The organism is Luteipulveratus mongoliensis, assembly GCF_001190945.1.
Taxonomy (GTDB): domain Bacteria; phylum Actinomycetota; class Actinomycetes; order Actinomycetales; family Dermatophilaceae; genus Luteipulveratus; species Luteipulveratus mongoliensis.
Genome location: NZ_CP011112.1, coordinates 2,748,770 through 2,761,709 on the forward strand (window position 1 = coordinate 2,748,770; position 12,940 = coordinate 2,761,709).

The following is a 12,940-nucleotide window of genomic DNA, read 5'->3' on the forward strand; positions in this document are numbered from 1 at the left end:
TGCCGCGTGCCGCGACAGGGAGGGCTGAGAATGGGCCGGTTCGAGGAGTACACGCAGGCTGAGCTGGAGCAGCGTGAGCGTGACCAGAAGGACCCGGCCTTCCGGGCTTGGCTCGGTCAGATGGACGACGAGCTCAAGGTGTTCTTCGAGCAGGACGTGCCGGACATGCCCGCCGACCCGTGGACTGCCGAGGGCTTGAAACATGCGGAGCGCGCAGCCATCTCGTACTTCTGGGCGCAAGACCTGGACTGGCCCGAGCGCGAGGAGCGCTTCGCGCGGTACCTGGGCGAGGTGTTCGTCCGCAACTTCGAGGGCTCGTGGCGCTGGATCGCGATGCGCCCGCAGAAGTCGCCAGGCAAGGAGCCGGTCGTTCGGCAGCCGGCGACGCCGAACTACCTCGTGGTCCGGCGACACGTTAAGGCGGCGCTGTCTGAGCGCTCGGGCGAGAAGTGGGCGCGCTTGTTTGGCCGTGCGCAGAGCAACTATGACGCGTGGGTCGAGGCGGGCCGACTGCCTCCGCAGGAGTGGGAGGACTACCGGCTCGCGCAGACCAAGAAGCGGCTCGGCGTCGGTGATGGCACCGACTGAGGCGGAGTTCGTCGCGTACGTCGCCCGCAAGGAGGCGCGCGGCGAGGTGCCGCGTGACTTCGACGGCTACAGCGAGGCGCTCGAACGGTGGGCGCATGCGCAGCAGGTGGGCGATGCATGGGCCGTGCGCATCCAGGCCGGACTCGACTGCCGAGACGATCGCGGCTACGACCGAGAGGTCTACTACTCGACCGACATCGGCCGACGCTTCCACGACATCGGCGTTGAGCTAGATGTTGCTGCGCATGAGGTTGGTGACACGGGCTGGGAGGCGTGAGGCTGGTGGCTGGTCTCCGGCGGCGGTGTGGGGCCGATGGTAGTTGTAGTGGACCTGCCACACCCGAAGCCGATCGCGGCGGTGCTGCTCGGACTCGAACACGGCGGCGTACAGGAGCTCGCGGGCCAGGGTCTGTTGGTAGCGCTCGACCTTGCCGTTGTGCTTAGGCGTGAAGGGTTTGGTCCGTTGGTGCTTGGCGGCGAAGGAGTGCACGGCGCGGGTGAAGTCATGCGCGCGGTAGCAGGCGCCGTTGTCGGTCACGATGCGGGTGAAGCGGGTGATGCCGTGCGCGGTGAAGAACACCCGGGCGCGGAACATGAACCCGATGGCGGTGGCAGCCTTCTCATCGTCGTGGGCCTCGGTGTAGGCCAGCCGGGAGAAGCCGTCCACGGCCGAGTGCAGGTAGGTGTACCCGATCCGTTGGCCCTTCTTACGGGCCCGGTCAGAGGCCTTGGCCTGGGGTGAGTGCTTGCCGTGAGCTCGCCAGCCGCCGCCGTCGGGGATGCGTCCGACCTTCTTCACATCCAGGTGGGTCATGTGACCGGGGTAGCGAGCGATGATCTTTCCCGGTGCTCGTAGTGGTTCGCCATCGACGTCGAGGTGGCGTAGACGATTCAGGCCGTGTCGGACCAGGATCCGGCTGATCGTGCAGACCGCGACGTCGGTGCCTTCCTGGGCCAGCTCGAGATGGATCCGGCGCGCGGACCACTTGCGTTTGCGTAGCTCGATGATCTGCTCGATGACCGCCTTGGGTGTAGCGGTCGGTGAGTGCTCGGGGCGGCTGGTCCGGTCGTGCAGGCCAGCGTCGCCGTGGCGCCGCCAGCGGGCGTACCACTTGGACAGGCACTGACGAGAGACCGCGGCCTCGGCCGCGACGTGCGCGATCGGCCGGTGCTGACAGCGGCGGACAAGACGACGGCGGCCCTCGAACGACAGGGCGGCACTACCGTGAGGCATAGGGCAGGTTCCTTCGGCTGACTCGACGTGATGAACGGCTAGACACCTTCATCCTGTCGCCGCAGGGACCTGCCCGTCCTTAACCCGCCGGCCGTGTCACCAACCTCATGACCCGCAACAGCTAGAGGAGCCGCTGGCGATCGAGGCCAAGGCTGGCGGAACGAATGCGGATCATGCGTTGCTCCAGTTGGAAAAGGACGAGCGGCTGCTTGAGGACGACGGGACCATGTTGTGGCTGGTGCGCGACATGGACAAGATGCCGCCAGCGGTGCGGCGCCGAATGGACGAGCTACGGCAGGAGTACCCGGACACGTTCGTCGTGCGCGAGATCACCGAGGCCAACGAGGACCGGGTGTTCGAGGAACTGCGAGAACTGTTGCGTACCAAGGAACTTGAGCACTGGAGCAATCGCGAGGCCGACCTGGAGATGACCGCTGCACGTGCCGGGCGCGACGGCCTGACCGAACGTGCCAGCGAGGCAGTGGCAGAGCTGACCGTCGTGTCAGCGCAGCGCGAGGAGATCGCACGCGACCTCGTCACAGTGCAGGCGCAGCGTGCCGACCGCGCGCAGTGTGAGAACGCGGCAGCGCTGAGTGCACGCATCGCTGCGCAGCGCGCACAGGGTGTGAGTGCGAGTCAGTATGCCGATGGCTCGACGTACCAGGCGCGCATCGCTCGCGAGGAGGTCCACACTTCGAGCCGAGGACGTGGGTACGAGCGCTGAGCACGTCTGTCAGACGACCTCCTAATCGTCTAGGACTGCCCTCCCGGTCGTGGCACGACAGCGTCGCCGTCGCTGCGCGCAGACGTCGGTGGCCCACCCGTATTACGTTGACGCGTCGCCAACGTGCCGCCCTGTGGAGTCATCGGGCCGATCCAGCATGATCGTTGCCATTGTGTTCTGAACCTGGGTGACGAGTCCGTCCAGAAGATCGCTGAGGTCGTACGACCTTTCGTCGATGTCGACGCGGGCAGCGAGAGGCAGCGCGCCAGTTGCCTCCAATGAAGCAATCGGGCGGTCGCTCTCCAGTCGTACGATCGGCACGCCGTCGCGCAGCGGCGCATCCGAGATGTACGCCGGCTGGAAGGTGCCGCCACGCGACTCGTCTTTGAACTTGGCCAAGACAGACGGTGTGCCGTTGGTGTGGAGGCGGACACGCACCGAAGACCGGTGCTTGTCCAAGTTGTCCAGCTTGCTGATAAGAGCGAGAGCCACATGTGGCTCATCGTGAACGCGTTGGTATGGCTGGGCGTCCTTGATTCGCTCCAGTGCATCGGCAGGCACGCTGGCGAGCCACTTGTCCCAGCGGCGTTCCTTCCAGTCATCGGGCTCTGTGCAGATCGGGAACGCGACTCGCGTCGGATACTCCGGCTGCCGCCCGTCGTACGTAGCCAGTTCCCACGTAAGTGCGTCCAACGCCGCCCGTAGGTTGTGGACGAAGTCGCCGAAGAGCAGAGACCACTGCAGCACGGCAGGGGCTTCATCGACTCGAAGTAGCAGATAGGCCGTGTTGGCATCTCCGCCCTCGGAGAACTCCGTACGTACGTTCGCGGCTTGCCACCAGAGGTTGACCGCCGCCCCAAGCTCGGCTGCAAGCTGCTCGGCGCGGCGGACCTTCAGAGCTGGCCACACGCTCAGTTCGACACCCATCTCGTACGACGTCGTCGAGCGGTCGTCGGGGCGCTGCGGTCCATCGTTCTGTGCCATGGCGAAGATCGTGCCACCGCCCTGCGTCAGAGCATCGCGTTACACCAGGCTGCGGCGGTAGACGGACAGCGGTGGAGGCCAGCGGGGTCCGAGCAACATGCGGCATCGGACCTACCGTTACCGTCAGAGTTACCGGTATTGAGATGAGTTACCACGATTCGCGGTGATCGTTCGTGACGTCCCGGACGGTACGGAAAGCCTGTTGACCTGCGTAAACGTATGATCTTGTGGCCTCGCGGGAATCCGCGTGAATCCGTTCTCAACGAACCGGAGGGTTGTTGGTTCAAGTCCAACCGGGGGAGCACGACGAAGCCCCTGACCGCGCAACCGCGGTCAGGGGCTCTTTCGTTGCCCGGGCACGACCACCGTTGACCAACGATGGTCCGACCCGACAGGCTCGACCGCGAGGGCCGCGCAAGGGGGTCCAGCCGTCCAGCACGAACTCAGGCACGGAAGGCGAGCTATGCCAGTGGTGAGAATCTCCCTCGGCCGCTTCGAGGCGGACCAGTACGAGGCTGTCCGGAGCCTGCTCGATGAGAGTCAGCAGACCCTGATTCCGGCCATTCGTGCGTTGAAGGGCAATCGAGCGTTCTATGCCGGAGTCGACAGCGAGAACAATGCGATGACGAACGTCAGCGTGTGGGACACCCGCCAGGACGCCGAACAGATGGACTCGCTGAAAGCGATGCTTGAGCTCGCTCGCACCTTCGTCGATGCGGGAGTGCAGTTCGAGCGGCCCATCACCAATCACGAAACGCTCTGGACGGTGTGACCGCAGAATCGGGCCCCGTCACGGCAGCGGTGCGCAAGAAGCCCCCAACCGCAGACGCGGGTCGGGGGCTTCTTGTCGATGGCTCTGCAGCTAGTTGGCCTGGGTGTTGTGGGTCATGCTCGGTCCGCCGACCGGTCCCGCCAGCCCGCCGCCCTGTGCAGCGTCCGGTCCGGCGACCGTGCGGCCACGCTGGGCGAGACGACGCTCAAGTAGCGCCGCGAGCTTGGTGATCAGGTAGTTGACGATGATGTAGATGACCGCGACCACAATCATCATCGGCACGATGTTGCCAGCCTTCACGGAGCCTAGCTTGGCCGAGTACAGCAGCTCGTTGTAGAGCACGTTGTAGCCGAGCGCGGTGTCCTTCAGGATGACGACCAGCTGACCGACCAGGGCCGGCAGCATCGCGGTGACCGCCTGCGGAAGAAGGATCGTCCGCAGCGTCTGCTGCTGACGAAGGCCGATGGACAGGCCGGCCTCACGCTGACCGGACGGCAGCTGGTCGACGCCGGAGCGAACGACCTCACAGATCACCGCGGAGTTGTAGAGCACCAGTCCGGTGACCGTAGCCACCAGGGCCTTGTTGTCCGCGCTCACGAGGGTGGAGTCCGCAAGCGCGCCCTGCGTCAGGGCGCCGTAGGTGAACAGCATCATCAGCAGGACCGGGATCGCGCGGGTCAGCTCGACCCAGACACCACACACCCAGCGCAAGGGCGCGATCTCCGACATCCGCCCCAGCGCGAGCAGGCCACCGAGCACCGCGGCGATGACGATACTGATCGCAGCCGCCTTGACCGTGCCCCACAGACCGGTGAGCAAGGTGTCCTGCCACATCGAGCTGGTCGTGAACGGCTTCCACATCTCGGAGGTGAACTGGTGCTTGTCGTTCAGCCGCATCACGACGAGCGCGAGGATGCCGAGGAAGATCAAGCCACCGATGCCAGCAAGGATCTGGTGACGACGTCGTGCCTTCGGACCGGGCGCGTCGAACAGGACTCCGGCGCTCATCGTTTCACCGCCAGTCGCTTGCCGAGCCGACCAATCAAGAGGCCGACCGGGAGGGTGAGCAGGACAAAGAGAGCCGCGCTCACGAAGAACGCTTGATTGAGCTTGCCAGGGTCGTCCTCGGTGACTTTGGCAAGCACCGCGGCCATCTCGGCGACACCGATCGTCACGGCCACGGTGGTGTTCTTGGTGAGCGCGATGAGTGTGTTGCCCAATGGCACGACCGACCCGCGGAACGCCTGAGGGAGGACGACCTCGCGCAGGCTCTGCCTGAAGGTGAGCCCGATGGAGCGAGCGGCCTCGGCCTGGCCCAGCGGGATCGTGTTGACGCCCGACCGCAACGCCTCGCAGACATAGCTCGCGTGATAGATCGTCAGACCAACAAGTGCGAGCCGAAAGTTGTTGATGTCAAAGAACTTCGGGTCCTTGTCGTCCGCGAGCGTGACCCCGAGCTTGGCCCAGAGGACCAAGTTGCAGGACAAGATGATGAGCGTTAGGGGCGTGTTACGGAAGACGTTGACGTAGGACGTGCCGAGGAAACGGAGCATCGGGACCGGTGACAGTCGCAGGACCGCAACCAAGGTTCCGATGACCAGGCTGCCGATGGCCGCGAGGACCGTCAGCTTGATGGTCATCCAGAAGGCGGACCAGACCTCGAACTCGCTGAACAGCTGTGACATTGCCGACCTTTCGTGCCGGTCACACCGCCGCGGTACGACGCAAAGTGAGGTGCGTCGTACCGCGGCGACTGGCCATCCCGATCAGGCGCAGGCGTCCTGCTTGGGCGGGTTGGTCGTGGTGTTGTACTTGTAGTCGGTGCCGAGGTTGGCCTCGACGGCCTTCTTCCATTCGCCACTGCTGATCATCTTGGCGATCGCGGTGTTGACCTTGGTGCAGGTGGCGGTGTCGCCCTTCTTGAGGCCGACGCCGTAGCGCTCCTCAGAGAACGGCTCGCCCACCAGCTTGAACTTGCCCTTGTAGGTGTCCTGGTTGGCGTAGCCGGCGAGGATCGCGTCATCCGTCGTCATCGCGTCGATGACACCGTCCGCGAGCGCGGAGGCGCAGGCGGAGTAGTCGTCGTACTTCTGCGGGACGAGGTTGGGCTGCTGCTTCTTGAGGTTGTCCACCGAGGTCGAGCCCGTGACGGAGCAGACCTTCTTGCCGGCGAGGTCCTTGATGCCGGTGATCCCGCTGTCGCTCTTGACCAGAAGGGACTGTCCCGCAACGAAGTACGGCCCCGCGAACGAGACCTCCTTCTTTCGCTTGTCGGTGATCGAGTAGGTCGCGAAGGTCATCTTGACGGTGCCGGCAGCCAGCATCTTCTCGCGCTGCTTGGACGGTGAGACCTTGAAGTCGATCTTGTCCGCGCTGTAGCCAAGCTCCTTGGCGACGTAGGTGGCGACCGCCACGTCGAAGCCGGTGAACTTGCTGCCGTCCTTGAAACCGAGGCCCGGCTGGTCGTACTTGATGCCGATGGCGATCTTGCCCCCGGCGCCGCCCCCGGTCGAACCCCCGTCGTCCTTCTTGTCATCCCCGCACGCGGCGAGCATGAGCGCTGCGGCCGCAACGACCGCGACCCCGCTCATACGACGAATCTGCATGTCATTCCTCCTGATTGGGTCGTACTAATGAGTGAGGATCTTGCCGAGGAAGTCCTTGGCTCGATCAGTCTTGGGGTGGTCGAAGAACTCCTGCGGAGTGCCCTGCTCGAGGATTGCGCCGTCAGACATGAACACCACGCGGTCGGCCGCCTTGTGGGCGAACCCCATCTCGTGGGTGACGACGATCATCGTCATGCCTTCCTTGGCGAGCGAGGTCATGACGTCGAGGACCTCGTTGATCATCTCCGGGTCGAGCGCCGAGGTCGGCTCGTCGAACAGCATGACCTTGGGCTCCATGGCCAGTGATCGGGCGATGGCCACCCGCTGCTGCTGACCACCCGACAGCTGTGCAGGGTACTTCGAGGCCTGGTGGTCGACGCCGACCCGAGCCAGCAGCTCCATGGCGCGCTCTTCGGCTTGGTCCTTCTTCTGCTTGCGAACCTTGATCGGTCCGAGCGTGACGTTCTGCAGGATCGTCTTGTGCGCGAAGAGGTTGAAGGACTGGAAGACCATGCCGACATCAGCCCGCAGCCGAGCCAGGTCCGCACCCTCGTCGGGCAGCGGCACACCGTCGATCGTGATGGTGCCGGTCTCGTAGGTCTCCAACCGGTTGATCGTGCGGCACAAGGTCGACTTGCCGGAGCCCGAGGGCCCGATCACGATGACGACCTCGCCCTGATGGACGGTGAGGTCGATGTCCTTGAGCACGTGCAGGTCGCCGAAGTGCTTGTTGACGCCATCGAGCACGACCAGCGGCTCTCCAGGCGCAGCCTGGACCTCAGCGACGTCATCGTCGGCGGGCATGGCAACAGAGGGGTCGCTCATGGATGGACCCTATAGTCCCGGGGATCTGCAGCGCGGCTACTCCGCCCCGACGTGACCGGACTGATGCACAAGTGACGCGCGGGACGCCCGAGGTGCGTCCGTCGTACGCCGCCTGTGGCTCGGCCTGTATCGCACCGCGCGGGGCGGGTAACCTCGCTCGGTGCGTCGGTCAAAGGCGACTCGGCGCGCTGGGGGCGGTAGCTCAGCCGGTTAGAGCAGCGGACTCATAATCCGTCGGTCGTGGGTTCAAGCCCCACCCGCCCTACGAACGTTTGACCAGGTCAGAGGCCTGCGCCGTGTTCGTCGCTGGTGTCTTGCGGCGGTCAACCCCTCCAGAAGCCCTCCGCCGACGGACGGTGGAGCGACCTTTGTGTGTGCCTAGGTCGTCTCGTGCTGCCCGCTGGTACTCGTTGCGGGCCGCGTCGTAGGTGGTCCAGTTTGGACTCTTGAACCCCCAACCCTGGACTGTGCCAACGAGGGTGCGGCCAGCATCCGTGACTGGTTTGCTCCCGAACAGCTCGACGTCAGCCTGCGGGGACTCAACGCTCTGTCCGTAGTCCTCCGGGATCGGCTCGCGGTTGCCCTCCCACTCCGATCGCATGACGAACTGGGCGTGATGATCCACGGCGACGAGCAGATCCCGATAGACGTCGGCGCGACGTTCGCGGACCCATCGTTGGTGAGCCCGACGGTCGGTGAGCACCCCAGCCATGATCTGAGCTAGGCCGCCAAGAATTGCACCGACCACGACGCCGGTGAGCGCCCACGTACTATCCGACATCGCTGTCTCCCGCGCTAGTGCCGACCATCGCTGCAAGTTACCCGCAGCGGGGTTGTGAACCTCGTCACTCCGTATCGACGCGCCTGTCGATGGGCAGGGGCGCTGTCATACGGCTGTGGACAATGGTGTAGGAGGTCGCGCGTCGCGCGGCCCGCCCTCAAGGAGGTCCTCGTGACCCACAAACACGCCTTGTTCAGGTCGGTCGTGACGGCATGCCTTTGCTGCGGTCGTCCGGTTGAGTTCGAGTTCAAATCTGCAAGTGACCACGTCGTTTGCGAACCATGTACCGGGCACATCGGAGATGCGCCGTCACGGCAGCATCAGCGCGAACGGGAGCACACCCGGTGGTGGCAGCAGTACGAGACGCATCTGCTCACAGAGCACGGTCGCGAGATGAGCGACCTCCGAGCCGAGCATGCGGAAGGCGTGGCTCGACTTAAGACGGACCTCACCACGGCCCGGACATTCGCCGCTGCCTTGGAGTCGTCCGTCAAAGACGGGTTCAAGCTGCACAACCCCGTGGTCGCCACTTGGTTGGACGAGGAAGCGATCAAGGAGGCAGACCAGCGGACCGAGAAGGCGCGGAACTATATCAACCACTTGCACCGCGTGCTCTGGCGCGTGGACGAGCAGCACCACGTCCCAGAGGACGCACCAGAGGACGTCTGTAGGTGCGGGGTCGCCGCGGATGAGTGCCCTACCTTTCGCGCACTCGATCAGGTGCGCGAGAAGCTGTACAAGTGGGAGCGAGAAGAACTGGAGCGGCTCAAGAAGGGCTGGCAGCACAACCTGCCGAAGGAGCACCCCGAGGTGCCGAAGTATGACCACTCCGACTGGAGGCGGCCAGCCTGACGTAGTCGGGTAAGGCAGGCCGGGAGCCCGCGACGTTCCGAGATGACGCAAACACCTCGGAGCAGAGCGGGCTCTCTGTTGTGAGCATGACAATGTTCGGTGCGCTGGTGTCGTTTGCGGCCTTTGGGCATGACCAAGTGGGATCGCCCGCAGCGAGAGTGGCGCTCAGCACGCATCAGTTCGAGTGAGGCGGACCGCAGGTAACTCATGTTCTTGGTCCACGTGACTACAATCACGCAGACCGAAACAGGGAGCAAGCCCTCCAAGGGGCTCACAAACAGCCGCCGCTGCGGAGTGTTCAACTATTCGAGTTAAAGAAGAGCGCCGAGAGAATGCACGCGCTACCGTTCGGCGAACGGAGATGGTGTCCCGGGACCACTCCCGGGATCCCTAAATGGCCGCACGGATAAGAAGTCGCCATGGAGGTCACACAATACGGCGCGATATTTCGCCTTGCGATGAAGGGTGGCTAGGCGGTCGCCCTCTCCGTCATTGGAGAGGGCGACCACGCCGTGCATCACCCGGGTCGCAGCCAACCAAGTCGACTTGTGTTGCGCCGCGCTGCACGCCCGCAAACCAGGATTCTTCGGGCGGAGCCGAAGCGCCTGCGTTATCCGAGATGCCACCAAAGCAGAGTGTTGGAGTCATCGCATGATCGGACGGACGCATAGTCATAGTTAGCCGTCAAGCACAGACCCGTCCCGGCGTTCTTCCATAGGTATGTATCATAAAGCCGGTACCAGTGCTGTCGAGAGTTTCCAGACACACAGCCGAGAATCACTGCTACGTTGTCATTCCTCACTGTTAGACAGTTGTTGCTAGACGTGCTCTGAATCCATGTCTTGGACACCCCAAGAGTGTATCTCCAGGTGGAACAAGAAGACTCACTCAGTCTGACGCCGCCCGAATTGATTAGGCAATCTCCGGTTCTTCCTTGCCACATTGTGCTCGTGGTGGCCGCCTCGGCCTGGCCGATCATTCCGACGCTAAGGCCGACTGCACAAGTAGCGGCCGCCAACACTCTGGTCATTGTCTTCATTGCCCTGTCCTCTCGAGAATTTCACTTTATGGCCGACTCGCTCCCCTGCGTCGGCTGTTACGCACATCGGAGTCGTCAAACCTAAGTAATAACCTAAAACCTGATTTGGCTAAAGGACTCCGCAGGTAGAGGGTACCCGCACATGTGGGATTCTGCTGCGTGGTCTAAGTGATCTTCGATGGTTCGGACTACGTACTTCGGCACCTCGTGATGTCCTGAAGTCACGAGGCGCCGCATCTGCGAGACATGCGAGTCCAGCTACGTGGATGGGCGGCATACGGCATCATCACGGGCGGACTGGCACCACAAGTCAGTCACAAGGGCGGAGAGGTCGTACCGATGCAAGGCATGCAGACGAGGGGGAGCACGGACGTGCGTTGCAGAGTCAGGGTCGCGCGATGACAGCTGCGCAGGAGGACGCCGTCCTCGGTGGGCGCTACACGCTGCGGATGCGCATTGCCGGTGGCGGTATGGGCGAGGTGTGGACGGCGTGGGACAGCATTCTCAGCCGGACGGTCGCGCTCAAGGTCGTCAAGCCTGGGCTCAGCGACGACGCGGACTTCTCGACCCGCTTCCGCAACGAGGCGCGGCTCGCCGCCCAGCTCACCCACGGCAACATCGCCCAGGTCTACGACTTCGGCGAGGACGACGGCACGGCGTACCTCGTCATGGAGTTCGTCCCGGGCCGTTCGCTCGCGGACGTCATCGACACCTCACGTGGTCTGCCGGCTGATCGGGCAGTCGCGCTGATCACCCAGGCAGCCGACGCACTGCAGACCGCGCACGAGGCGGGCGTCGTGCACCGCGACGTCAAGCCGGCCAACATCCTGGTGACGCCCCGCGGCACCGTGAAGCTCACCGACTTCGGCATCGCTCGCGCGCTCGGCGAGGCCAAGGTGACCCGCACCGGTGAGGTCATGGGCACCGCTCAGTACCTCCCGCCGGAGGCCGCACTCGGCCGCGAGGTCACCGCTCAGGCCGACGTCTACTCGCTCGCCGTGGTCACCTACGAGCTGCTGACGGGACAGCGGCCGTTCCAGGCGGACTCGGCCGTGAGCCTGGCGATGAAGCACGTCAATGAGGCGCCTCCGCCCCTGCCCGAGCACCTTCCGTGGGGTCTGCGGCAGGCCGTCATGCACGGGCTCGCCAAGGATCCGAGGCAGCGACAGCCAGGCGCGGAGGCGTACGCCCGTTCGCTGCGCCAGGTCGGCCACGCTCCGGCGGCCGCGCCGTACGTGCCGTCGCCGCAGCCTGTGGCAGCCCGCCCCTCGGCAGCGTGGACGTCGGGTCCTCAACCGTCCCAGGCCTATTCGCAGCCGGTCGCCTACACCGGCCACCATCCGATGCAGGGGTCGTACGCCGCCGGCCAGTGGCCATCGGGTCCTCAGCCGGTCGGTCGCCGACCGGTCACGACGGCCATGCGCACCGTGGGGTGGGCGTGGGTGGCGGCCGGGCTGCTGACCTGTGTCTTCCTGTTCCTGCCGTTCGCGCACCTGCACGCCACGGAGGATCATCCCGCGAGGCAGTGGAACGCCTTCGGGCTGGGTGTTGCGGAGCGGACGTACGCCCCGGCCGAGACGACGGGTGACGGTGTCGGGTGGGTCCTGCTCGTGGTGGCGCTCATCATCGTGGCGCTCGGGCTGCCTCAGGCACTGGGCCGGCCGCACGTCTCCTTGCCGATCATCGCGGTCGTGCTCTGCTTCATCGGCGGCTTGATCTGGGTGGCGTGCCTGGGGGTCATCACGGGTGGCGACGACGACCACAGCGAGCTGGGGTTCGAACCCGGTATCTGGTTCACAGGGCTGGCTGGAACGGCGATGATCGCAGCGGTCATCACGGCAATGTCCAAGCGCCGCTAGAGAATTCGGCGCGCCGACCCGCCCTCAGGGATGGTGCTGGCGTGACTGATGGTGCAGACTGTGCCCGACAACAGCAGAACGTGACAGTTCCGGCTCCCGTGCGAGGTCGTTGGGGAAGACGTCCCTCGCAGCCTGGAGGAGGTCCGGATGTCTGTCGCGATGTCGCGTGCCGTCACGCGAGGCGTGGTGTACGTACACTCCACGCCTACTGCGTTGTGCCCGCATGTCACCTGGGCCTTGGAGTCCCTGCTCGAGGTGCCTGTGCGGTTCGAGTGGACCAAGCAGCCCATCGCACCGACCATGGTGCGCGGCGAGCTGTCCTGGGCTGGCGAGCCCGGCACGGGTGCTCGCATCGCCAGCTCGCTGCGCGGCTGGGAGCACCTGCGCTACGAGGTGACCGAGGAACCGAGCCCTGGCTGCGACGGCTCACGCTGGTCACACACGCCTGATCTCGGCATCCATCACACCTGGACGTCCGCCAGCGGCGACGCGATCGTCAACGAAGACCGACTGCGCTCGGCACTTGCGGCGAGCCAGGGCGACCCGGAGCAGTTCCGGGTCGAGATGGCCGAGCTGCTCGGTGCCGCATGGGACCAGGAGCTCGAGCCCTTCCGCGTCGCGGGCGAAGGCGCCACGGTGCGCTGGCTGCACCGCGTCTCCTGACCAGCCAAAGACT

General features: G+C 64.8%; 14 protein-coding genes and 1 tRNA gene. 8 read left to right on the forward strand and 7 right to left on the reverse strand.

Annotation, left to right across the window (positions count from 1 at the left end; all coding sequences use genetic code 11):
- Positions 1–30 precede the first annotated feature (30 nt).
- Positions 31–588: a hypothetical protein gene (locus VV02_RS13135; protein ID WP_052592070.1), complete on the forward strand. Its 558-nt coding sequence runs from the start codon at positions 31–33 to the stop codon at positions 586–588.
- Positions 572–865 (forward strand): hypothetical protein, encoded by a 294-nt coding sequence (locus VV02_RS13140; protein ID WP_157063399.1) that lies wholly within the window; start codon positions 572–574, stop codon positions 863–865. Before VV02_RS13135 ends, VV02_RS13140 begins: the two co-directional genes overlap by 17 nt.
- Here VV02_RS13140 and VV02_RS13145 read toward each other — a convergent pair.
- Positions 818–1,822, reverse strand: a complete 1,005-nt coding sequence (locus VV02_RS13145) for an IS481 family transposase (RefSeq protein ID WP_052592074.1) — start codon at positions 1,820–1,822, stop codon at positions 818–820. The genes VV02_RS13140 and VV02_RS13145 overlap by 48 nt on opposite strands.
- Before the next feature lie 178 nt (positions 1,823–2,000).
- Between VV02_RS13145 and VV02_RS13150 the strand changes: the two genes are divergently transcribed.
- A complete protein-coding gene (locus VV02_RS13150; protein WP_052592076.1) occupies positions 2,001–2,546 on the forward strand; it encodes a hypothetical protein in 546 nt (181 codons plus the stop codon).
- A gap of 102 nt (positions 2,547–2,648) precedes the next feature.
- On the opposite strand, the gene VV02_RS13155 is transcribed toward VV02_RS13150, so the two are convergent.
- The gene (locus tag VV02_RS13155) at positions 2,649–3,530 is read right to left on the reverse strand and encodes a hypothetical protein (RefSeq protein ID WP_052592078.1); all 882 of its coding nucleotides are present in this window, start codon (positions 3,528–3,530) and stop codon (positions 2,649–2,651) included.
- Positions 3,531–3,993: 463 nt separating this feature from the next.
- Here VV02_RS13155 and VV02_RS13160 point away from each other — a divergent pair, with 463 nt between their 5' ends.
- On the forward strand, positions 3,994–4,302 hold the full coding sequence (locus VV02_RS13160; protein ID WP_052592080.1) for a hypothetical protein: 309 nt from the start codon (positions 3,994–3,996) through the stop codon (positions 4,300–4,302).
- Between the two features lie 90 nt (positions 4,303–4,392).
- Here the strand turns inward: VV02_RS13160 and VV02_RS13165 are convergent, their stop codons facing one another.
- From VV02_RS13165 to VV02_RS13180, 4 genes are all read right to left on the reverse strand, one after another.
- On the reverse strand, positions 4,393–5,310 hold the full coding sequence (locus tag VV02_RS13165; RefSeq protein ID WP_083450140.1) for an amino acid ABC transporter permease: 918 nt from the start codon (positions 5,308–5,310) through the stop codon (positions 4,393–4,395).
- Positions 5,307–5,987, reverse strand: coding sequence for an amino acid ABC transporter permease (locus VV02_RS13170; protein ID WP_052592082.1), 681 nt, complete (start codon positions 5,985–5,987; stop codon positions 5,307–5,309). The genes VV02_RS13165 and VV02_RS13170 overlap by 4 nt, the downstream gene beginning before the upstream one ends.
- 81 nt (positions 5,988–6,068) lie before the next feature.
- Positions 6,069–6,908, reverse strand: a complete 840-nt coding sequence (locus tag VV02_RS13175) for a glutamate ABC transporter substrate-binding protein (protein WP_052592084.1) — start codon at positions 6,906–6,908, stop codon at positions 6,069–6,071.
- A gap of 24 nt (positions 6,909–6,932) precedes the next feature.
- Positions 6,933–7,733, reverse strand: a complete 801-nt coding sequence (locus VV02_RS13180; RefSeq protein WP_083450141.1) for an amino acid ABC transporter ATP-binding protein — start codon at positions 7,731–7,733, stop codon at positions 6,933–6,935.
- A 191-nt stretch (positions 7,734–7,924) separates the two neighbouring features.
- Between VV02_RS13180 and VV02_RS13185 the strand changes: the two genes are divergently transcribed.
- A tRNA-Ile gene (locus tag VV02_RS13185) sits at positions 7,925–7,998 on the forward strand.
- Here the strand turns inward: VV02_RS13185 and VV02_RS26035 are convergent.
- Entirely contained in the window at positions 7,996–8,514 is a 519-nt protein-coding gene (locus VV02_RS26035; RefSeq protein ID WP_083450142.1) for a hypothetical protein, read from the reverse strand. The genes VV02_RS13185 and VV02_RS26035 overlap by 3 nt on opposite strands.
- A gap of 393 nt (positions 8,515–8,907) precedes the next feature.
- Here VV02_RS26035 and VV02_RS13190 point away from each other — a divergent pair, with 393 nt between their 5' ends.
- The 3 genes from VV02_RS13190 to VV02_RS13200 all read left to right on the forward strand — a co-directional run bounded on the left by VV02_RS13190 (position 8,908) and on the right by VV02_RS13200 (position 12,927).
- Positions 8,908–9,366, forward strand: a complete 459-nt coding sequence (locus VV02_RS13190) for a hypothetical protein (RefSeq protein ID WP_157063400.1) — start codon at positions 8,908–8,910, stop codon at positions 9,364–9,366.
- Positions 9,367–10,803: 1,437 nt separating this feature from the next.
- Entirely contained in the window at positions 10,804–12,264 is a 1,461-nt protein-coding gene (locus VV02_RS13195) for a serine/threonine-protein kinase (RefSeq protein WP_052592090.1), read from the forward strand.
- A 147-nt stretch (positions 12,265–12,411) separates the two neighbouring features.
- On the forward strand, positions 12,412–12,927 hold the full coding sequence (locus VV02_RS13200) for a DUF3145 domain-containing protein (protein ID WP_083450144.1): 516 nt from the start codon (positions 12,412–12,414) through the stop codon (positions 12,925–12,927).
- Positions 12,928–12,940 lie beyond the last annotated feature (13 nt).